The 22,187-nt window shown below is 33.2% G+C and carries 16 protein-coding genes; 3 read left to right on the top strand and 13 right to left on the bottom strand.

Annotated elements, in window-relative coordinates; all coding sequences use genetic code 11:
- The 8 genes from ABI549_RS02060 to uvrC form a co-directional block, all read right to left on the bottom strand.
- Positions 1-1,187: peptidoglycan DD-metalloendopeptidase family protein (locus ABI549_RS02060; protein WP_348074786.1), on the bottom strand; the 1,187-nt coding region annotated here is incomplete at its 3' end.
- A 13-nt stretch (positions 1,188-1,200) separates the two neighbouring features.
- Positions 1,201-2,127, bottom strand: coding sequence for a tryptophan 2,3-dioxygenase family protein (locus tag ABI549_RS02065; protein WP_348074787.1), 927 nt, complete (start codon positions 2,125-2,127; stop codon positions 1,201-1,203).
- 1 nt (position 2,128) lies between these two features.
- Positions 2,129-2,899: a DUF3108 domain-containing protein gene (locus tag ABI549_RS02070; RefSeq protein ID WP_348074788.1), complete on the bottom strand. Its 771-nt coding sequence runs from the start codon at positions 2,897-2,899 to the stop codon at positions 2,129-2,131.
- Between the two features lie 295 nt (positions 2,900-3,194).
- A complete protein-coding gene (gene hppD / locus ABI549_RS02075; protein ID WP_348074789.1) occupies positions 3,195-4,358 on the bottom strand; it encodes a 4-hydroxyphenylpyruvate dioxygenase in 1,164 nt (387 codons plus the stop codon).
- Between the two features lie 51 nt (positions 4,359-4,409).
- Positions 4,410-5,567 (bottom strand): homogentisate 1,2-dioxygenase, encoded by a 1,158-nt coding sequence (locus tag ABI549_RS02080; RefSeq protein ID WP_348074790.1) that lies wholly within the window; start codon positions 5,565-5,567, stop codon positions 4,410-4,412.
- Between the two features lie 238 nt (positions 5,568-5,805).
- Positions 5,806-7,284 (bottom strand): amino acid permease, encoded by a 1,479-nt coding sequence (locus tag ABI549_RS02085; protein WP_348074791.1) that lies wholly within the window; start codon positions 7,282-7,284, stop codon positions 5,806-5,808.
- A gap of 101 nt (positions 7,285-7,385) precedes the next feature.
- Complete coding sequence (locus tag ABI549_RS02090; RefSeq protein WP_348074792.1) at positions 7,386-9,662, bottom strand: patatin-like phospholipase family protein; 2,277 nt, start codon at positions 9,660-9,662, stop codon at positions 7,386-7,388.
- Entirely contained in the window at positions 9,655-11,448 is a 1,794-nt protein-coding gene (gene uvrC, locus ABI549_RS02095) for an excinuclease ABC subunit UvrC (RefSeq protein WP_348074793.1), read from the bottom strand. The genes ABI549_RS02090 and uvrC overlap by 8 nt, the downstream gene beginning before the upstream one ends.
- A gap of 100 nt (positions 11,449-11,548) precedes the next feature.
- Between uvrC and ABI549_RS02100 the strand changes: the two genes are divergently transcribed.
- The 3 genes from ABI549_RS02100 to ABI549_RS02110 all read left to right on the top strand — a co-directional run bounded on the left by ABI549_RS02100 (position 11,549) and on the right by ABI549_RS02110 (position 14,407).
- Positions 11,549-12,526, top strand: a complete 978-nt coding sequence (locus ABI549_RS02100) for a succinylglutamate desuccinylase/aspartoacylase family protein (RefSeq protein ID WP_348074794.1) — start codon at positions 11,549-11,551, stop codon at positions 12,524-12,526.
- A gap of 86 nt (positions 12,527-12,612) precedes the next feature.
- Positions 12,613-13,875 carry a pyridoxal-dependent decarboxylase gene (locus ABI549_RS02105; protein ID WP_348074795.1) on the top strand — a complete coding sequence of 421 codons (1,263 nt, stop codon included), beginning with the start codon at positions 12,613-12,615 and terminating at the stop codon, positions 13,873-13,875.
- Entirely contained in the window at positions 13,844-14,407 is a 564-nt protein-coding gene (locus ABI549_RS02110) for a 5-formyltetrahydrofolate cyclo-ligase (protein ID WP_348074796.1), read from the top strand. The genes ABI549_RS02105 and ABI549_RS02110 overlap by 32 nt, the downstream gene beginning before the upstream one ends.
- Positions 14,408-14,411: 4 nt before the next feature.
- Here the strand turns inward: ABI549_RS02110 and ABI549_RS02115 are convergent, their stop codons facing one another.
- From ABI549_RS02115 to ABI549_RS02135, 5 genes are all read right to left on the bottom strand, one after another.
- A complete protein-coding gene (locus ABI549_RS02115; RefSeq protein WP_348074797.1) occupies positions 14,412-15,005 on the bottom strand; it encodes a lipoprotein signal peptidase in 594 nt (197 codons plus the stop codon).
- Between the two features lie 86 nt (positions 15,006-15,091).
- On the bottom strand, positions 15,092-15,472 hold the full coding sequence (locus ABI549_RS02120) for a TraR/DksA C4-type zinc finger protein (RefSeq protein ID WP_091475345.1): 381 nt from the start codon (positions 15,470-15,472) through the stop codon (positions 15,092-15,094).
- Positions 15,473-15,479: 7 nt separating this feature from the next.
- On the bottom strand, positions 15,480-18,881 hold the full coding sequence (gene ileS, locus ABI549_RS02125; RefSeq protein WP_348074798.1) for an isoleucine--tRNA ligase: 3,402 nt from the start codon (positions 18,879-18,881) through the stop codon (positions 15,480-15,482).
- Between the two features lie 200 nt (positions 18,882-19,081).
- Positions 19,082-19,795: a DNA repair protein RecO gene (recO, locus tag ABI549_RS02130; RefSeq protein WP_348074799.1), complete on the bottom strand. Its 714-nt coding sequence runs from the start codon at positions 19,793-19,795 to the stop codon at positions 19,082-19,084.
- Positions 19,796-19,800: 5 nt separating this feature from the next.
- Positions 19,801-22,080, bottom strand: a complete 2,280-nt coding sequence (locus ABI549_RS02135; RefSeq protein WP_348074800.1) for an ABC transporter substrate-binding protein — start codon at positions 22,078-22,080, stop codon at positions 19,801-19,803.
- Between the last annotated feature and the right edge of the window lie 107 nt (positions 22,081-22,187).

Raw genomic sequence — 22,187 nt, forward strand, 5'->3', positions numbered from 1 at the left:
AATGGAGTCATAAACTCGATAAACCTGGGTTTATTCTTGCTGTCCATAGGAGCGGAATTAGGTAGTTTAAGTTTTAGTGCATCTACTTGTACTCCATTTTTCCAAAAACGATAACAAACATGAGGTCCAGTTGCAAGTCCTGTACTTCCTACTTTTCCAATAATTTGTCCTTGGGTTACATGCTGTCCGCAACGGACTAAAATTCGAGACATATGCAAATATTGGGTAGCGTAAGTTTTGTCGTGTTTTACTTTTACATAATTTCCGTTTCCTATGGAATATCCAGCTTTTTCGACCACGCCACTTGCAGTTGTCATAATTGGCGTTCCGGTTGGTGCAGCATAATCGGTTCCGCTATGTGCTTTCCAACGTAATTGCACTGGGTGAAATCTGCTTTTTGAAAATTTTGATGTTATGTTTATAGATTTTAATGGTGCTTTCAGAAAGAAATTCTTCAATGCTTTTCCTTCATCATCATAATAATCTGTTTTTTTGTCTGACACATTTTGTTTGAAAGGGAATGCATATATTTTCTTGCCTTTGTATTCAAAAAAAGCCGCTTCTAAAGAATCGATGCCGTCATAAATAGAGTCATTTATAAACCTTTCGGTAAATGTTACGGCAAATTTGTCTCCTTTTTTAGATTTAAAAAAATCGATAGACCATTTGTAAATTCCTATTAATTGGCTTGATAAGGCGGAAGAAGCTCCTTCGTTATGCAATGTTTCAGATAACGAGCCGTTTAGTTCGCCAGCAATGGTTCTTCTTTTGAAAGTTACTGGTTTTGTCTTTTTGTTTGCCAATACTATCGAGTCGCGAAAATCGACAATATAATAGCTTAATTGATCTGGCTGGTAGATAAAATAGTTTAATTTTTTAGTTTTGTCTTTGGAAAGCAACATAGTGTAGGGCTTGCCAATTCTTACAATTCTTACATCAAAAGTGTCTTTAACTTTAGCAACAATATCATATACTTGTTTGCCATTTAAATTTTGTTTTTCGATAATACTCCCAAAAGTGTCTCCAGATTTTATGGTGTCATTTATAACTAAAAAATCATTGAGTCGAAACCCAAAGTCATAGCGAATTGGTTCTGCCTTTTTTGTTGGCAAAACGGAGTTTTCATTGTCTTTTTTACATGAAATAATTAGTAGCGCAATGACTAATAGCGTTATAATTTTTTTCAAATGGAATGGATTTTTAAAGGTTTTCGCCCCAATTAGCTAATTCTTCTTGTGACCAAAGTTCGGGAAAAAATATCCTTCTTTGGTATTTTGGGTGCATATATTTTTTCCAATCACTTCCGCCAGTTGCTTCGCCATCACCTTTTCCGTTGTCTATGTATTTTCTAGCAGCGTTTAGGTGACCCATAACCCATGTAATATTTACAGTGTAGTCATAATGGCGCATAGCAGCAATTAGTTCAGTGTTTTGCTGATCGGTTTCTGGAATTTCTTTAAATTTTCGCCAAAGATTGATGGTGTTATATTCTTCCATGCAATCTAGGAACTCTTTTTTGTATTTTTTTTCGAATTCCTTCAAAAAATATGATTTTTCGCCAGTTTTGTAATCTTTCCCGGCTGCTTGCCAATATAAATGTTCAAAAGCATGCTCAAACGGCGTGTTTCTGTCTATAGTTGCTCTAAATCGGTGGTCGATTAGGTTTATCAAATCGGTTGAACAAAATTCGATCATGCGGTATTGTGCACTCTGAAAACCACTTGCCGGCGTTAATGTATGACGAAATTTCATGTATTGTTCCACTTCCATTCCGTCTCCCATAATGTCAAAAGAAGTAGTCAGCATATCAAAATAACGACTAATTCTCATTAACCTTTCGGTAAAAAAGGCAGTTGTTGGTTTCTCAGTATGTGACAATTGATTTATTTCCCACAAAATCATTTTAAACAATAACTCATTTACCTGATGATACATAATAAATACGTTTTCATCAGGCAAAGTAGTTCTTTGTACTTGAAGGTTTAAAAGAGCATCGGTTTGAATATAATCCCAATATGTAATTGGTTTAGCCCAAAGCAAGCCTTCTAGATGTGCTTCAGTTTTCTGGTTTATTGCTTTGTATTTTTCGTCAATTTCTTGAACTACGTTTTCAAATTTATTTGTCATATTAATTAATTACCATAAATGGATTTTTTAATCCTTTAAAAGCTTCTAAATCCGCTTTTAGCGATCCTACAGCTAAGCTTGCTTTAATTCGTAAAGGTATTTTATTTTCGTCGTCCGAAATCCAAACAGTCAAACTTTCTTCTTCTTTAAAAACTCTTCCAGATTGTACAAGCGGTCTAAAAACCATTGTTTTTACTTTGCCAAAGTTTGTTTTTATTGTTTCTCGTCCCACAAATTTTAATTTAAATTTAGTGACTTCATCATCAAAAAACATATCAATCATAATAGATTCCCCAACGTTGAGTTTGTTTATATTTGGGTGGTTTCTTAAATAATAAAATGCTGAAACAATGTCTTGTACATTTTCACTTACGTTAAATGATTTTTCGGTATTATTTTTATAATCCTTAACTAAAACAGTGTTTTTGTCTTGATTAAAAAAACCTTCTTGGTTTTTTGTATAACCACCTTCGTCAATTTTTCGAAGAAACTGGTAAGGTTTACTTGTTGTTTTGTCTATAAAACTTTGGTAATGGTCTTCTACTTTAAAGAATGTTTTTGCCATTCCAGAAGTATAACCATGACCAACAGTATAAAAGACTTTTTTGCTATTTATTGTGGCTTCTTTTACTTCAAGCGTGGCGTATCCTGCGGTTATCAGGCCGTAGTGAATTCTAAAATTAAACCATTCTCCAACATCGAAAGCGCTTTGGTTTTGTGCAAAGGTGTTTAGCGAAATAATTAACGATAATAGTAGTAATTTCCTTTTCATTTTTAAGTCGATTTATATTCGTTTTAATAAAGAATACAAAATTCATTCCAAATGTACTAAAAAACAAAAAACCCAGTCAAATAAATGACTGAGTTTTTATGCTTTAACCAACCAAAAAACTATAAATTATGAAAATTTATCAATTTTCGGGGAACCACCCCCTCAATTGCGAGTGCAAAAGTAGTGTGTGAATTCATTTTTGTCTAGTAAAAAATCAACTTTAACATATTTTTATTAATTTTATTAACACTACATCGATATTCAATGATAATAATGCAATAAAAAACCATTTTTGTTATAAAGTTCCTCTTTTGGCTTGTTCTCTTTCTATAGATTCAAACAAGGCTTTGAAGTTTCCAGCTCCAAAACCTTTAGCTCCCATTCTTTGAATTACTTCGAAGAAAAGAGTGGGTCTGTCTTCGATTGGTTTCGTGAAAATTTGCAATAAATACCCTTCTTCATCCGCATCTATCATGATTCCTAATTTTTGAAGTTCATGAATGTCTTCTTTAAATTTAGACATATGATCTTTTAATCTTTCTGGAATTCCATCATAATAAGCTTGTGGTGGCGTACTTAAAAATTCAATTCCACGAGAACGCATATCGGCAACAGTTGTAAGTATATCATCTGTAGCTACAGCGATATGTTGCACGCCTTCGCCTTCATAGAAATCTAGATATTCTTCAATTTGAGAACGTTTTTTCCCATTAGCTGGTTCGTTAATTGGAAATTTAATTCTTCCATTTCCGTTACTCATTACTTTAGACATTAAAGCAGAATATTCCGTAGTAATTTGTTTGTCATCAAAAGAAAGGAAATTCACAAATCCCATCACGTCTTCAAACCATTTTACAGCTTCATCCATTCTGTTCCATCCTGTATTTCCAACCATGTGGTCAATGAATTTTAATCCAACAGGTTCCGGATTATAGTCAGATTTCCATTCGCTATAACCAGGCATAAAAATTCCGTTATAATTTTTACGTTCTACAAATACAAAAACAGTTTCACCATATGCGCCATAAATACCTGCACGAACTACTTCGCCATTTTCATCTTTCTCCACAGTTGGTTCAAAGTAAGGTTTTGCTCCACGTTTTGTAGTTTCTTCAAAAGCAGAACGAGCGTCTTCTACCCACAGGGCGATTACTTTTACACCATCTCCGTGTTTTTTTACGTGTTCTCCAATTGGTGAATTGCTGTTTAAAGCCGTTGTTAATACTAGACGAATTTTATCTTGTTTTAATACATAAGATGCTCTGTCTTTTACCCCTGTTTCTAATCCGGCATAAGCTAATGATTGAAATCCGAAAGCTGTTTTGTAAAAGTGAGCTGCTTGTTTTGCGTTTCCTACATAAAATTCTACGTAATCTGTTCCTAAAAGAGGTAAGAAATCTTGTGCTCCTTCAAATATTTTTTCTAAGCCGTATTCGACTGATTTTAAATTTTCTGACATAATATTATATTTTTTGGTAATAAATTTACCTAATTTGTGTTTAATTAATTTTTACTCCACCCAAGATTTATAGTACTGACCATCGTCTAATCCCATGGCTTCTTCCGTTACCATTAAAGGACGGAAAGTATCCACCATAACCGCTAATTCTTGTGTTTCGGTATGTCCAATACTGCGTTCCATGGCGCCAGGCGCTGGCCCGTGAGGAATTCCTTTTGGATGCAATGTAATATGACCTTGTTCGATGTTATTTCTGCTCATAAAATCGCCGTCTACATAGTATAATACTTCGTCACTGTCTATGTTGCTATGATTATATGGAGCAGGAATTGCTTTTGGATGGTAATCGTAAAGTCTCGGACAGAAAGAACACACTACAAAAGTAGCTGTTTCAAACGTTTGGTGAACTGGTGGCGGTTGATGAACTCTTCCTGTTATGGGTTCGAAATTGTGAATGGAAAACGCATACGGAAAATTGTATCCGTCCCAACCAATAACATCAAAAGGATGCGTGGCATAAACTACTTCGTGCATCATACCTTCTTTTTTGATTTTGATTAAGAAATCACCTTTTTCGTCATAGGTTTCTATTTCAGAAGGTAATTTGAAATCGCGTTCGCAAAATGGTGAATGTTCTAAATGTTGACCAGATTCGTTTTTATATCTTTTTGGTGTATAAAATGGAGAATAGGATTCTACATAAAACAATCTATTATCTTCTGTATTGAAATCAATTTGATAAATCATTCCACGAGGAATAATAAGGTAATCACCATATTCGAAATCAATATTTCCCATCATTGTTCTTAGTTTCCCAGAACCTTTATGGATAAATATCATTTCATCAGCATCAGCGTTTTTGTAAAAATAAGAACGCAATGATTTTTTTGGTGCGGCTAATCCGATAATGCAATCACGATTAACCAACATATCTTTTCGGCTGTCAAGAAAATCGTCTTCTGGTTTTAGTTCGAAACCTTTTAGTAATAATGATTTTATATTTTTTCCAATAGCAATTTTTGGTTCTACGGAATAAGATTTTGTAATTTCTTTAACTTGAGTTGGTCTGTGAACATGATACAGTAATGAAGAATGTCCGTGAAATCCTTCAGTACCAAAAAGTTGTTCGTAGTACAATCCACCGTTTGGTTTTTCGAATTGTGTGTGTCGCTTTTGAGGGAAAGCTCCTAATTTGTGATATATTGGCATGGTTTATAAATTATAAATTATGAATTAGAAATGTGCATATAGCTACAAATCATTCTGGATTTCTCTTAATGAGAAATTTCAGAAAACCTAATAAACCTATCCATGTTGTTTTCATAGTAACAAATATCGGAAATATTTAAATTTCTTCTTAATTTATTTCAAACTATTTATAGAAGAGAAAAGGCATTAAAAAATGATGAATCAAGTTTTAATGCCTTTTGTATGATTTTTGTGTTCTTTATTTTTTGTCAGGATTGTTCAAAACACTATTTTTTTTGCTGTACCCAAAATAGATAATAAGTCCTATTAACAACCAACCAGCAAGTCTTAACCAGTTTGTCCAGCCTAAGCCGAAAATCATGGCCAAACATACTATAATCCCTAAGATTGGAACAAAAGGAACAAAAGGTGTTTTGAATTCACGTTTCATCTCTGGATTTGTTTTTCTTAATACTATTACAGAAATACAAACTAAAATAAAGGCAAACAAAGTACCAATACTTGTCATGTCTCCAACAATATCTCCTGGAATGAACGCTGCAAACGCACCAACAATTACTAAAATAGCAAGATTTGCTTTGTATGGTGTTTTGTATTTAGGATGTAAATCTCCAAATACTTTTGGCAACAATCCGTCTTTACCCATTGCGTAAAAAACTCTAGATTGACCTAGTAACATTACTAGTATTACCGAAGTAAATCCAAATAGAATTGCTACTGTTACAAACTGTGCTAACCAGCCATATCCAGGCATTGCAGATGTAATTGCATTTGCAACTGATGCTTCTTTTCCTCCAGTTCTAAAAAATTCTACAGATTCTAGACCAGTTAAAACGTGTGCAAAAAGAATATATAAAACTGTACAAATGGCTAATGACCCTAAAATCCCAATTGGCATGTCTCGTTTTGGATTTTTAGTTTCTTGGGCTGCTGTACTTACGGCATCAAATCCAATAAAAGCGAAAAATACAGTTCCTGCGGCTCCTAGAATTCCCATTATTCCGCCATAATGATGGCCAATACCTGAGTCGTCAGTAAATACTGATGCTTGTGGTATGTATGGAGTGTGATTTATTGGATTTATAAAACTCCAACCAAAAGCAATAATCATTATTACAATAGAAACCTTTACAATTACAATTATTCCGTTTACAAATGCAGATTCTTGAGTTCCTTTAATTAATAACAAACTGATTATTGCTACTATAAAGAATGCTGGAAGGTTTATAATACCGTGTTCTCCTGATGTGGAAATCTGAAAAGGAGAATGTGACAAGGAATAAGGAATTGGGCTGGTGTGAAGAACATTTATCAGTAAATTATTTAGATATTCACTCCAAGCAATTCCCACTGTTGCTGCTCCTACAGCGTATTCTAATATTAAATCCCATCCTATTATCCAAGCTAATAATTCTCCCATTGTGGCATAAGTATAGGTATATGCACTTCCTGAAATAGGAATAGATGATGATAATTCAGCATAACAAAGTCCTGCCAAAGCACAACCTATTGCAGCAACAATAAAAGCAATAGTTACTGATGGGCCTGCATTTTGAGCAGCAGCAGTAGCAGTTCTTACAAAAAGACCAGCGCCAATAATGGCACCAATACCAAGTGCAATAAGCGACCAAGCTGTTAATGTTCTTTTTAACCCTTTTTCAGATTCTGTAGCTTCCGCCATTAAAAGGGCTATTGATTTTTTCTTCCAAATAGACATAAAAATAAAATTTTGTGTTTTAGTTGTTCAAAAATAGACTTTTTTGAAAACAATTCAATAAAAAATAATCATTTCTGAGGGTTATTAAAAAAATATTTTTTTTAAAACCAGAAACCAACAGTGAACCAAGTGAAACTTTTACCTGTTTCTGGCGACCAACTTTGTTTTATCTCGACAGGACCTATAAGTGTTTCCATGCCATATCCTAAGGCATAACCAGAATATTTAGGACTAGAAATCCATTCTTTACTATCAAAAATGTTATTGCCAATATTAGCAAAATTTGAAGCTAAGTTAATATGATTTTTTTTGACAAATTCATAGTCAAATGACAAACTGGCTTTTACATAACTATTTCCAGAAAGGGATAAATAATTGTAACCATAAAAAGGTTTAAAATTATTTAATTGGTTAAAACCATAACCACCTAGAACATAATCGAAAATGCTATTGTTTTTAGTACCTATTATAAATCCTCCTTCGGTTTGAATTTTTACTGAAATTTTCTTAAAAAGAGTTTGTACTATTCCAGTATCTGCTTTTAGATTTGTAAAGCGAGTAAAATTATCATTAGTATAGTTTGATGCAGAAAGAAATGATTGAACATCACCCATGAAATACCAGCCTTTTTTTGGAAAATATTTATTATTAAAGGAATCGTATTTTAGAAATCCTATTGCTGAGACATAATTGTTTTTTTCTAAATGCGTTGTTGTGTTTGCAATAAAATCGGTTGTTAGATCTACATGTTTGTACTCTAATCCTAATCCAAATAGAAATTTTTGTGCAAATATTGTTTGTAAATAGGCCTGATTGGATAAGTCTAAATAATCTATATTTATACTATTCAAACTATTTATACCATTTAATGATGTTAATGCCAATGTTTGACCTCCATTAAAATCAATTTTGCTTGTTCTTTTAAACTGATTTAGTTTTGATTTGAATCCAAAACTCCAATGAAAACCATTGTCTATATAATAATCTAAATTGTAACGAATGTTATCACCTAGAATAAAATCGAAAGAGGCTACATCATTTTTTAAAAATAAATTTTTCTGAGTGACATTTATAAGCGCACTTGATTTGAATAAATCGTCATAATGAACACCTAATTTAAAATAGGTTTTTACCGGATTTTCTTTAACATCAATAACTAAATTGTCTTGATTTTCCTCTTTTATTAATCGGTAATTTATAGAGCTAAAATTTTGCGTTGCATTCAAATTATTTATGCCATTATGCAAATCGGTATAACTAATTTTGGTTCCAGGTTTAAAACGGAGTTTCCCAATAACATAGGAACGGGTGTAATGTTCATTTCCATTTATTCCTATACCTTTAATGAGTAAGCTATCTATTTGATTTGTGTTTTCTGGTATTTTTTTATAATCAGTACCTAATTTTTTTAATTTTTCTTGTACTAAAAGGGCTGCTTCTACTCCTTTGTTTATAATTTCTTCTCCTTGATCAAAAGAAACTACCGAAAAGCCTTCAATATCCGGTTTGATATAGATGTCTGTTTGAAGCTTCTTTTCTTTCATTTTTTCAATCATTTGAAAATTTGAAATTTGAGTCAAAATACCTAAAACACTACTTAACTTATCTCTATCTTTTAAATCATCTTGGACATCTACACCTATTATAATATCGGCGCCCATTTTTCTTACTTCTTCTACAGGATAATTATTAGCGACTCCGCCATCTACATACGAATCGCCATCAATCTCTACTGGCGAGAATAAGGAAGGAAATGCACTACTGGCAGATAAAACCAATGGTAAAGAACCTTTCTTAAAAACCTTTTCTTCTCCAGTTTCTAAATTGGTGGCAATACATAAAAAAGGAATTTTAAGTTTGCTAAAATCTTGAACATGGCGAACATTATGAGTTAATTTACTCATTAAGTTATAATTGTACATTCCTTTAGACAAGCCTCTAGGAATTGAAACTTTAAAATTTTTAAACGGAAGTGAAACGGCGTATATCTCGTCATTGCTTTTTTCGTAGAAAGTTTTGTTTTTTCGAGGCACAAAATCCTGTACTAACTCATCAAAATTTGTTCCTCTAAATATCGAATCTAATTGATTTGCGGTATATCCGCTGGCATATAACCCGCCAATTACTGCACCCATACTGGTTCCGCCTATGTAGTCTATTTTTATTCCTGCTCGTTCTATTTCTTTTAGAACGCCTATATGAGCAAATCCTTTTGCACCACCACCACTAAGAACTAATCCTATTTTTGGTTTTCTAATGGAATCTTGTGCTTGTGAAGTGAAAGGAAAGAGAAAAGAAACAAGAAGCAAGAAGCAAAAAATATTAATTTTCACCTCTTTCTTCTTGTTTCTTGTTTCTATGTTGTTTCTATTATTCATTTCTGTAAAAGTCGGTAATTTTTTTGGCTTTTGAAATACCTACAACGTCAGAAATTTCTTTTTCTGTTGCTAATTTCAATCTTTTAACACTTTTGAAATGTTTTATTAATGTTAACATCGTTTTTTCGCCAATTCCTGGAATAGATTCTATCGATGAATTAAGCGCTGCTTTGCTTCGTTTATCTCTGTGGAAAGTAATCCCAAATCGGTGCGCTTCGTTTCGCAGTTGCTGAATAATTTTGAGTGTTTCCGATTTTTTATCTAGATATAAAGGAACCGAATCGCCAGGATAAAATAATTCTTCCAATCGTTTTGCAATGCCAATAATCGCAATCTTGCCTCGCAAATCTAATTCGTCCATGATTTTGAGTGCCGATGACAATTGTCCTTTTCCTCCATCAATAATTATTAAATTGGGTAAAGGTTGGTTTTCATCCAATAATCGTTTGTATCTGCGATAAACAACTTCTTCCATTGAAGCAAAATCATTTGGACCTTCAACAGTTTTTATATTAAAATGGCGGTAATCTTTTTTACTTGGTTTTCCGTCTTTAAAAACTACACAAGCCGCAACAGGATTGGTTCCTTGAATGTTCGAATTATCAAAACATTCTATATGTCTTGGCTCGACCGAAAGGCGTAAATCTTTTTGCATTTGTGCCATAATTCTATTTACATGGCGTTCTGGATCTACAATTTGTAATTGTTTAAGTTGTTCTATTCTATAAAATTTAGCGTTACGAATAGATAATTCTAAAATTTGTTTTTTGTCACCTAGTTGCGGAACAGTTACTTTTATGTTTTCGCCAACTTCAACATCAAAAGGAACTATTATTTCTCGTGAAAGTAGTTGAAAACGTTCTCTAAGTTCGATAATTGCCAATTCTAACAATTCTTGATCGGTTTCGTCTAGTTTCTTTTTTATTTCTAAAGTATGAGAGCGAATAATCGAACCATGCGAAATTTGGAGAAAATTGATAAATGCCGCAGCTTCGTCCGATACGATCGAGAAAACATCAATATTCGTAATTTTTGGATTTATAATGGTAGAACGAGACTGATAATTCTCTAGAATTTCTATTTTTTCTTTTATTTTTTGAGCTTCTTCAAAGTGCATATTTTGAGCCAAATTGGTCATCACTTTTTTGAAATCTTTCATCGATTCTTTAAAATTTCCTTTCAGGATTTCACGAATCGCATTTATTTGGGTTTGGTAATTTTCTATTGTTTCTAAACCTTCGCAAGGACCTTTGCAATTGCCAATATGGTATTCTAAACAAACTTTAAATTTATGATTTTCGATGTTTTTTTCACTCAAATCGAAATTGCAAGTTCGTAGCGGATATAGTTCTTTTATTAAATCTAAAATCACTGAAACGGTTTTAAAACTGGTATAAGGGCCAAAATATTCCGAACCGTCTTTAATCATTTTCCGGGTTGGAAATAATCTCGAGAAGGGTTCTTTTTTAATACAAATCCAAGGATACGTTTTGTCATCACGAAGCAAAATGTTGTATCGTGGTTGCAGTGTTTTTATAAGGTTGTTTTCTAATAATAACGCATCGGTTTCGGTAGGAACTACAATGTGTTTTATGGTTACAATTTTCTTAACAAGAACATTTGTTTTTGCAGTATCATGTACTTTATTAAAATAGGAAGAAACTCTTTTTTTTAGATTTTTAGCCTTACCAACATATAAAATTTTACCTTCTTTGTCGTAATACTGATAAACTCCAGGATTATCTGGAAGTGTTTGTATTTGTAACTCTAAAGATGGAATTGGCATTTTTTAGTATTGAAATTAGAAATTACAATTGATGTTTTAAAACATTCAAATTTACGATTTTCGAAATATTATTTCTACATTTAAATTTTAAATTTATAAAATGAAGAAAGCTAAAGCAATTATCATTCTTGGAGAGAGTATTAAAGCTGGCGAAAGTAAAACCATCGATATGGAAATTGCTCGTTTGCACACCACTACCAAGTTAAAAATCCCAGTAATTGTTGAGCGCTCTACTATTGATGGACCAGTTGTTTTGTTTTCCGCAGGAATTCATGGCGACGAAATAAACGGTGTTGAGGTTATTCGTCAATTGATAATTCAGAAAATAAATAAGCCAAAAACGGGAACTATTATTTGTATTCCTATTGTAAATATGTTTGGTTTTGTAAATAAATCACGTGAATTTCCTGATGGCAGGGATTTAAATCGTGTTTTTCCGGGAAGTAAAAAAGGTTCTTTAGCAAGTCGTTTTGCACATCATATTCTTGAAGAAATTATGCCCGTTGTCGATTATGCTATCGATTTTCATGCCGGTGGTGCTAGTCGGTTTAATGCGCCACAAATTCGATTGACACCAAATAATTTGGAACTAAAAAAACTAGCCGATGTTTTCGACGCACCTTTTACCTTATACTCTAAAAACATTGTTGGCTCTTTTAGAAGTTCTGCCGAGAAAATAAATGTTAAAATGTTGCTTTTTGAAGGAGGAAAATCGCTCGATATAAATAAGCCAGTTGCTGCCGAAGGTGTCAATGGAACAAAGCGTGTCTTGTTTCATTTAGGAATGTTAAACGACAATCATGTTGCAGAAAAGCAAAAAAGCAAAACCATTTATATCGAAAAATCGGGTTGGTTGCGAGCCAAATGTTCAGGGTTGTTTCATGATAATAACCTCATTGGTTGTTTTGTAGAAAAAGGAACCATTTTAGGGATTATTACCGATCCTTTCGGAAAATTTGAACAAAAAGTAAAAGCACCCGCCAATGGTTATGTAATAAATGCCAATCATTCTCCTATTGTTTATGAAGGCGATGCCATTTATCATATTTCGAATATTACGGGCGATGGTGTCGAATAAATTAAATTTTTACTTGCTACATTTTAAATCCTAACATTTATCATGTTTTTTTTGTTTTGAAGGATTTACTTTTGAAAAAAAAATTTATGATTGTGTGGAAAAAACTTTCTCAAAAAGAACGTCAAGAACGTATTGAAAAAGCATTAGATGGGAATGTAAATTTTGCACATGATTTGTCTTTGGGATATCCAGCTTCCAAACTCGACGGAAAAGTCTTTTATAGTGATGCACCATTTTTAAAAGATGCACCAACTCTTAAGGCTTATGTAGCGAATCCTAATCACATAGGATGTCATACTTTTGGTTCTTCTGAAAAAGCATTTAGTGGAACACAAGAAATAGAAAGAGAGGTTTTAGAAGTTCTTGCTGTAGCTATTTTTAAAGCCAAACCAGATTCTTACGACGGCTATATTGCGCCAGGAGGAACCGAAGCAAATATTCAAGCCATTTGGATGTATCGAAATTATTTCATGAATAAATTAGGTGCAAATCCTGATGAAATTGTGATTATCGCTTCCGAAGACACGCATTATTCTATCCCGAAAGCCTCTAATCTATTAATGATAGATTGGTTAAAAATTCCCGTAGCCTTTCAAACCAGACTTATAGATACGGATGCTTTAGAATCGATCATTGTAAATGCTAAAAATGAAGGTAAAAAATACTTTATTGTAGTTTCTAATATGGGCACAACCATGTTTGGAGCTATCGATAATCCTGAAGATTATATCCGAATTTTAGAAAAGCATGAGTTGGATTTTAAATTGCACATCGATGGTGCTTATGGTGGTTTTGTATATCCAATAAGTAATAAAGATTCGGTTATTAATTTTGAAAACCCTAAAATTAGTTCGGTTACTATCGATGCGCATAAAATGTTGCAAGCGCCTTACGGAACGGGTATTTTTATTTGCAGAAAAGGACTTATTGAAAACGTACTCACAAAAGAAGCCGAATATGTTGAAGGAATGGATCTCACATTATGCGGAAGTCGTTCAGGATCAAATGCCATAGCTGTTTGGATGATTTTGTTTACTTATGGTCCATTTGGTTGGTGCGAAAAAATAAGAATTTTGCAAATGCGAACCGAATGGTTGTGTGAACAATTAGATGCTTTGAACGTAAAATATTTCAGAGAACCTTTTATGAATATTGTGACTATTCAAGCAGAATATATTACAAAACAATTAGAAGAAAAATACGATTTAGTTCCTCAAAAACACGATGAAAATAATAAATGGTATAAAATTGTAATTATGGATCATGTAGAAGTAGATCATTTGAGTACTTTTATAACCGATTTAAAAGTTACTCTAGATGCTAAAAAAGGAATTAAGAACCAAATATAAAGCGCTTCGCAAACTACTTTCCGAACAGGAAATAGAACAAATGAGTTTGGCTATTGCAAACCAATGTTTGTTATTGCCTATTTGGGACAACACTTATTTTCATATTTTTCTTCCTATTGAAGAACAAAAAGAAGTAAATACAGAGTTTATTTTACATTTGTTACAAGGAAAAGATAAGGAAATTGTGATTTCGAAAGCTGATTTCGAAAGTCGAGAAATGGCTCATTTTTTGCTGACAGACAATACAAAAATTAAGAAAAACGAATACAATATTCCAGAACCTGTAAATGGTATCGAAGTTCCAATTAATAAGTTAGATGTGGTTTTTGTGCCGCTTTTAGCTTATGATAAAGCCGGAAATCGTGTGGGTTATGGCAAAGGATTTTATGATAAATTCTTATCACAATGCAAACCTGACAGTATTAAAATTGGACTTTCTTTTTTTGAACCCGAAGAATTTATTTCTGATGTTTTTGAAAATGATGTTAAATTAGATTTTTGTGTGACTCCAAAAAGTATTTATAATTTCTAATGTATTACTTCCCGAAAGCTTTTTTATTAAAGACTATCAAAATTCCAACACCTGTAGAAATTGCCATATCGGCCACATTGAAGATGGCATTGAAAAAAGTAAAATGTTTTCCTCCAAAAAATGGCAACCACGTTGGTAAGTCTCCATCCCAAATAGGAAAATAAAACATATCGACAACTTTTCCGTAAAACCAAGATCCGTAAGGTTTGTCACTAAATAATGTCGCTAAACTATATGAACTGTCATCGAATATTTTTCCGTAAAAAACGGAGTCTATAATATTGCCAAAAGCACCTGCTAATATTAATGCAATTGCAAAAATTAATACGTTTGAGCTTTGTTTTTTTACAGCATCCCAAAGCCAATAACCAATTCCGCATACAGCAAGAATTCTAAATAATGTTAAGGTTAGTTTTCCATAAATACCCGGAATTTCGACACCCCAAGCCATACCTTCATTTTCTATAAATAGTATCTTGAACCACGATAATACTGGCAATTCTTGGTGCAAAACAAAATGTGTTTTTACATATATCTTAGAAATTTGGTCTATTAATAAAACCAAAAAAACAATAAAATAAGCTTTCTTTAAATTCATTTTCAAATTTATTATGGGACAAAAATAAACAATATTATATAAAAAACGCCCCAAAAAAGGAGCGTTTAGTAATTTATTGCGATATATTATTTTTGTAAATTTTTTGCTTCGATGCTCATTGTAGCATGAGGAACAATTTTTAAACGTTCTTTGTTTATTAATTTTCCAGTTACTTTACAAACACCGTAAGTTTTACTTTCTATGCGAACTAGTGCGTTTCTCAAGTCACGAATAAATTTCTCTTGACGTATTGCCAGCTGTGAGTTTGCCTCTTTAGACATCGTTTCGCTTCCTTCTTCAAATGCTTTAAACGTTGGTGATGTGTCATCGGTTCCGTTGTTTAAGTCATTCATGTAAGCGCTTCGTATTAAATCTAAATCTATTTTAGCTTTGTCTAATTTCCCCAAGATTAATTCTTTGAATTCTGCTAATTCTGCATCAGAAAATCTTATTTGTTCATCTACCATAATTTCCTTATTTTGAAATTAAAATCATTGTTTTTATATCATCAAACTCAATAATCGTACCGTTTTCGATACTTTCTAAAAGAATTAGTTCTTTTGTAAGTGTTTCCGATTTTATATAATCTTGGTTATCTAAAATGGCTTGATTGATCTTGTCATTTTTTTCGACCGAAACTGTAATCTTATCCGTTACATCGTAACCCGAATCTTTTCGCAAATTCTGAATTCGGTTTACTAACTCTCTGGCAATCCCTTCTTTTCTTAATTCATCAGAAATTGTAATGTCTAATGCTACGGTAATTCCACCAGAATTGGCTACCAACCAACCTTCAATATCTTGCGATGTGATTTCTACATCTTCTATTGATAAAGTTATATCTTTTCCTGAAATAACAATATCTAATGTTCCTTCCTTGTCTAGTTGATTAATTTGTGCTGCTGTAAAACCTTGTATCTCTTTGGCAATCAATCCCATGTCTTTCCCAAAACGGGGTCCAAGAGCCTTAAAATTAGGTTTTATTTGCTTTACTAAAATTCCTGAAGCATCGTCTAAAAGTTCTATTTCTTTTACGTTTACTTCTGCCATAATCAAGTCCGAAACCGCTTCTATTTCTGCTTTAAATGCGTTGTCAAGTACTGGAATCATTACTTTTTGTAATGGTTGACGTACTTTTATCATTTCTTTTTTTCTCAGTGATAAAACCAGTGATGAAATCGTTTGTGCTTTTTGCATTCTGCTCTCTAACGATTTATCAACAAAGTTTTCAACTGATTTTGGAAACTCGGCCAAATGTACACTGTCATATTTTTCTGACTGTGTTGTTAAGGTTAAATCTCTGTAAAGTTTATCCATAAAGAATGGTGCGATAGGCGCTCCAAGCTTAGAAACAGTGATTAAACAAGTATATAATGTTTGGTAAGCGGCAATTTTATCTTGTGCATAATCGCCTTTCCAGAAGCGTCTTCTGCACAATCTTACATACCAGTTACTTAAATTTTCTTGAACAAAATCTGAAATAGCACGAGCCGCTTTCGTTGGTTCGTAGTCAGCATAAGCGTCGTCAACGACTTTTATAAGTGTATTTAGTTCCGATAAAATCCAACGATCTATCTCTGGTCTTTCGTTTAATGGGATTTCTGCTTCGGCATATTTAAACCCATCAATATTAGCATATAAAGCAAAGAAAGAGTAGGTATTGTATAAAGTTCCGAAGAATTTACGACGCACTTCTGCAATACCTTCTAAATCAAATTTCAAATTATCCCAAGGATTTGCGTTCGAAATCATGTACCAGCGTGTAGCATCTGGACCGTATTCTGACAAAGTTTCGAAAGGATCTGCGGCATTTCCTAGACGTTTAGACATTTTTTGTCCGTTTTTGTCCAAAACCAATCCGTTAGAAACTACATTTTTATAGGCTACTTTATCAAAAACTAAAGTTCCAATAGCGTGCAAAGTATAAAACCAACCACGAGTTTGGTCGACACCTTCGGCAATAAAGTCCGCTGGAAAATCTTTATTTTCGTCTATTTTGTCTTTATTTTCGAAAGGATAATGCCATTGCGCATAAGGCATAGAACCTGAATCGAACCAAACATCTATCAAATCACTTTCGCGTTTCATAGGTTTTCCTAAGGCAGAAACCAACGTGATTTTATCGACTACATTTTTATGTAAATCGATTAAATCATAGTTTGATTCTTCCATATTTCCAATTTCAAAACCTTTGAAAGGATTTGCTGATTGAAAACCTGCAGCGATAGATTTTTCTATTTCGTTGTATAGTTCTTCAACCGAACCAATTAAAATTTCTTCAGTTCCTTCTTCGTTTCTCCAAATTGGCAACGGAATTCCCCAAAAACGAGAGCGTGAAAGATTCCAATCATTGGCATTTTTTAACCAATTCCCAAAACGACCTTCGCCAGTTGCTTTTGGTTTCCAGTTGATGGTTTCGTTGAGGTCGAACATTCTATCTCTAACTTCCGTGATTTTTATAAACCAAGAATCTAACGGATAATATAAAATTGGTGTGTCAGTTCTCCAACAATGTGGGTAACTGTGCACGTATTTTTCTACTTTAAATGCTTTGTTTTCTTCTTTTAATTGAATAGCAATTTCCACATCAGCAGAACGTTCTGGCGCTGTTTCATCGGTATAATATTCGTTTTTGACATATTTTCCAGAATATGTTCCCAAACCATCGATGAATTTACCTTGTAAATTAACTAATGGTACAGGATTTCCGTTTTCGTCAAGAACTAACATCGGAGGTACTTCAGGCGTTGCTTCTTTAGCCACTTTAGCATCATCAGCACCAAAAGTGGGAGCGGTGTGTACAATTCCTGTTCCGTCTTCGGTAGTTACAAAATCACCAGCAATTACTCTAAAAGCATTTTCTGGATTTTGGTATGGCAAAGCCAAAGGCATTAGTTGCTCATAACGAATTCCTACTAAATCGGAACCCTTACATTCGGTCAAGATTTGATATGGGATTTTTTTATCGCCTTCTTTGAAGTTTTCAAAATCTGAAGCTTCATTTGACTCAAAAAATCCTTTTGCGAATTGTTTTCCAACCAAGTTTTTAGCCAAAATTATTTTTACAGGTCTGAAAGTATATTGATTGAAAGTTTCAACTAAAACGTAATCGATTTTTGGACCAACTGTTAATGCTGTGTTAGAAGGCAAAGTCCAAGGAGTTGTGGTCCAAGCAAGGATGTATAAGTTTCCAAAATTTTGTAAAAAAGAAGGTAAACTTTCGTTTAATGCTTTAAATTGTGCTACAACCGTTGTGTCTGTTACATCGCGGTAACTTCCAGGTTGGTTTACTTCGTGAGATGATAATCCTGTTCCTGCTTTTGGCGAATAAGGCTGAATAGTATAACCTTTGTACATCAAATCTTTGTTATAGATTTGTTTTAGAATCCACCAAACAGATTCCATGTATTTGGGTTTGTAGGTTACATACGGATCTTGCATATCGACCCAGTAGCCCATTTTTTCTGTCAAATCATTCCATACATCCGTATAACGCATCACTGTTTTTTTGCAGGCTTCGTTATATTCTTCGATGGAAATGGTTTTTCCTATATCTTCTTTAGTGATTCCAAGTTCTTTTTCGGTTCCTAATTCTACTGGCAAACCGTGCGTGTCCCAGCCCGCTTTGCGTTTTACTTGAAAGCCTTTTTGGGTTTTGTATCGACAAAAAATATCTTTGATAGCACGTGCCATGACGTGGTGAATTCCAGGTAATCCGTTTGCAGATGGTGGTCCTTCGAAAAATACGAATGGCGTATTGCCTTCGCGAGTGGTGACACTCTTTTCGAAGATGTTTTCTTTTTTCCAAAAATCAAGGATTTCTGATGCTACCGTTGGTAGATTAAGTCCTTTGTATTCAGTGAATTTAGTGCTCATTTTGTCCTTTTCTTAAATCGTGGTGCGAAAGTAAGAAATTAAGTCGAAAGTCGAAAGTCGAAAGTTGAAAGTTTGTGCTTTGCGTGAAGGATTGAAATGGAAAGCCCACAGCCTGACGAAGGAAGTGCGAGGACTTGTAATGGAAAGCCCGACCCTTTTCGGGTCACGCCATACTTCGACAAGCTCAGTGTGATAATAAGTTAAGAGAAAACTTCTTTTAGAACGTCTAATGATTTTGGTTTTTTGAAGCCGTCGAGATGAAAACTGTAATAATCAATGAGGATTTTTAATAAAATTTGGCGTTCGATGATGTGAAAAGATTTTTGATCGTTGTCAAACTTTAAATCGATGAGTTTTTTGAATAAATTAGTCTCGTGTTCCGTGAGCGAACTAATAGCATGAAAAGGCGAAAAAACACCTTCGGTCATTTCGAAAAATTTGTATTCGGAGTTTGAAATGTCTGGATAAAAGCCTAGATATTTTGTGGTTTCTAAGAGTAAAATGAGATGAAAATTGGCAATCTCGTCATGGTTGTCTAACCAATGTAAAGCGGTTTCTAGAAAGGTAAAAAAAGCTTCGTTTTTTTCTTCTTCGTGAATGGAATGGTGTAGAATTTCGGAAATAAACATCACGATAGTGCTTTTTACGACATCGGAATGTATGGAATGAAATGGGGTTGCAATTTTTATTTCTTTAAAATTCTCTAAAGTGCCTTTGTTTTTGTGAACGGCTTCTATTTCCAGAATTGTTAATGGCTGAAAATAAGCAATTTTTTGATTTGATTTTCTAGATGAAAAAGCATCACGAACAAAATACGATTTTAGGCCATCGGAAAGCGTGAAACATTTGACTATCAAACTTTTTTCTTGGTATTTGATAGAAGAAATTACGATGGCTTTGGTTTTAATTTGCATGTGTTTTACCTGACAATCATTACTTTTTTTACTTTGGTTTCGGCGCCATCATCGGAAGAGAGAAAAAGCATGTAAACGCCTGACGCTACTTTGTGCTTTCCAATTGCTTTAGTATCCCAAATCATAGTTCCTCCTTCGGAGGTTCCCTCGTGAACGAGGTTTCCTTCAATATCGGTGATTTTTACATTGGCTTTGTCCATGAGTCCGGTTATAAATACGCTTCCGTTGTATTCTGGCCTTACAGGATTTGGATAAACGATTACATTTTCGAAGTTCTCTGCGCCAGTTGTAGCAATTCCTTTGAAGGAAACCATTCCTTTTTCTGTTGCTATAAATACTTCTCCAGTTAAGATATTAATATCAATATCGGTTATTATATTACTTGGTAGAGGAGAATTCTCTTTGGTAAATATATTGAATGTTTTTTGCCCGTCTGAGGATAAGTAAAATACACCAGCACCTGCTGTTCCTATCCATTTGTTATTTGCTCCGTCTACTACGATGTCGGTAATGAATTGTTCATAAAGAAGCTCTTGTGCTAAATTGTCTTCGAGAATAATAATAGAATTTGTAGTTAGGCTATTTTGTGTTAAAAATGAATCTACATTTTGTAATATTCTTAGCCCAGAGGCTGTTCCAATCCAGAGTTTGTTCTTGTTGTCTACTGCAACAGCTCTCACATCATATGTTGGAAGATTTCCTTCGTCTTGTCCTTCTTTTATTGTAATGCATTTGTTGCCATATTTTTCGTTAAAACCTACTAATCCTTCATAAAAAGCACAAACCCATTTCGTTCCGTTTTTATCGATAGCAATTCTTCCATAAGCTGTTTGAAGTGGCGCAATAAGACTTGTTAATGGGAATCCTTGCCACTGCCCATCAGTTTTTAGAACATGAAGTCCTTTGCTCACTAATGAGTTTGTTACCCATAAGTTTCCTTCTTTGTCGAAAGCAGTGCCGTTTGTTCTGATGTCTTCGTATGCTGGCCCTACAATTGCTTGTAAACTACTATTTGAGGTATTAAATGTTGTAGAAGGAATATTATTTTCAAATTTTAACAAACCAGAAAAATAAGAGCTAAAATAAACTTGATTTTCATTTTTAGGATTTACTATAACACGGCTAATTGATTTTGCTCCAAATAAATTTTGGTAAGGAGTTGATGTCCACGAATTATTAGAATCATATTTGCTAATCCCATAAGAATCTAAAGGAAACGGATCGTAAAAAATACTATAATCACCATACACAGCCCATAATCCGTTTGAAAATGTTTGTATTGCGAAGAGTTTATTTTTGTCTGGACCATTTGGGGTAATATTTTCAAATATGGTGGGGTTATTTAATGATGTTACAAAAACTCCATTGTCTTTTGTTCCTATATAAATTTTATCATTTATAATTGTTGCACAAGTAAAGTCTACTGTTATGTTTGGTATATTTGTTATGTGTAAAATTTCCGACAATAAATCATTATAGATATAGATATTGTTTTGAGTTGTAATAATTAAATGGGTGTCATTATATCTTGTGTCTAAAGAAATTTGAGGATAATTTGTGATAAGTACAGGGTTGTCATTGACTAATTTATAAAGAGATCCATTTAAACTTACGGCCACTAATTGTGTATTTGTAGCTTCGATACTTGCCCAATTTCCAGATGAAATATTTGTCCATTGGCTAAAATCAATTAGGTTTGTGTTTGTAATAGACGCTTTTAGAAGTCCATAACCATTAGCAACGGCATAAATAAATCCATTGTAAACGGTGGTTTGTAGAATCTCTACATTTGAACCTCCAGATCCAATAAAATAAGTATCGCCAAATTCTGAAAGATTTAAATCATATACAGAAATACCAAAATCTGTTGAAACATAAATTTTGCCATCATGTTCCATAAAATGGTTTATTCTTTTTTTGTTGGGGGGAACCGATGGTTTGTTTAATATATCTACTATATTGAGTATACTTCCGTCAATATCATTGACAATAATTATTAATCCATCAGTATGACCTATGAGTGTTTTTTTGTAGGTTTCGCTATGGTAAATTTGAGAGATGTCTTGTCCAGATAGTCCTTCTATTGTAGATACTTTTGAAGTCTCATTATTATTAATATTTTTTTTGAAATAAGCATTTTCAGCTGCCGAAAAAACTTGAATTGTACTTTGAGAGATATCTTTTATAGCATTATAAGAGAAGTAGCCTTTCCATAATTTGCTATCTTGGGAAAATCCAGAAAATGTAGTTAATAATAAGAGTATATATAGAAAGACGTTTTTCATCTGATTGTATTTATCAATTACAAATATAGAATAAAAACGATTTTATTTTGGTTTTAATATACTTGTATATAAAAAAAGTGTCCACCTTAGTGAACACTTTCATATTT

It is taken from the genome of Flavobacterium sp., from assembly GCF_039932285.1.
In the GTDB taxonomy this organism is placed as follows: domain Bacteria; phylum Bacteroidota; class Bacteroidia; order Flavobacteriales; family Flavobacteriaceae; genus Flavobacterium.

Excerpts from the sequence above, each read along its gene's own strand:
- ABI549_RS02110 (WP_348074796.1), top strand. The coding sequence starts at position 13,844 with ATGCTAAAAAAGGAATTAAGAACCAAATATAAAGCGCTTCGCAAACTA.
- ABI549_RS02105 (WP_348074795.1), top strand. The coding sequence starts at position 12,613 with ATGATTGTGTGGAAAAAACTTTCTCAAAAAGAACGTCAAGAACGTATT.
- hppD (WP_348074789.1), bottom strand. The coding sequence starts at position 4,358 with ATGTCAGAAAATTTAAAATCAGTCGAATACGGCTTAGAAAAAATATTT.
- ABI549_RS02090 (WP_348074792.1), bottom strand. The coding sequence starts at position 9,662 with ATGAATAATAGAAACAACATAGAAACAAGAAACAAGAAGAAAGAGGTG.
- ABI549_RS02100 (WP_348074794.1), top strand. The coding sequence starts at position 11,549 with ATGAAGAAAGCTAAAGCAATTATCATTCTTGGAGAGAGTATTAAAGCT.
- ABI549_RS02065 (WP_348074787.1), bottom strand. The coding sequence starts at position 2,127 with ATGACAAATAAATTTGAAAACGTAGTTCAAGAAATTGACGAAAAATAC.
- ABI549_RS02070 (WP_348074788.1), bottom strand. The coding sequence starts at position 2,899 with ATGAAAAGGAAATTACTACTATTATCGTTAATTATTTCGCTAAACACC.
- ABI549_RS02085 (WP_348074791.1), bottom strand. The coding sequence starts at position 7,284 with ATGTCTATTTGGAAGAAAAAATCAATAGCCCTTTTAATGGCGGAAGCT.
- ABI549_RS02120 (WP_091475345.1), bottom strand. The coding sequence starts at position 15,472 with ATGGTAGATGAACAAATAAGATTTTCTGATGCAGAATTAGCAGAATTC.
- ABI549_RS02080 (WP_348074790.1), bottom strand. The coding sequence starts at position 5,567 with ATGCCAATATATCACAAATTAGGAGCTTTCCCTCAAAAGCGACACACA.
- ABI549_RS02135 (WP_348074800.1), bottom strand. The coding sequence starts at position 22,080 with ATGAAAAACGTCTTTCTATATATACTCTTATTATTAACTACATTTTCT.
- recO (WP_348074799.1), bottom strand. The coding sequence starts at position 19,795 with ATGCAAATTAAAACCAAAGCCATCGTAATTTCTTCTATCAAATACCAA.
- ileS (WP_348074798.1), bottom strand. The coding sequence starts at position 18,881 with ATGAGCACTAAATTCACTGAATACAAAGGACTTAATCTACCAACGGTA.
- ABI549_RS02115 (WP_348074797.1), bottom strand. The coding sequence starts at position 15,005 with ATGAATTTAAAGAAAGCTTATTTTATTGTTTTTTTGGTTTTATTAATA.
- uvrC (WP_348074793.1), bottom strand. The coding sequence starts at position 11,448 with ATGCCAATTCCATCTTTAGAGTTACAAATACAAACACTTCCAGATAAT.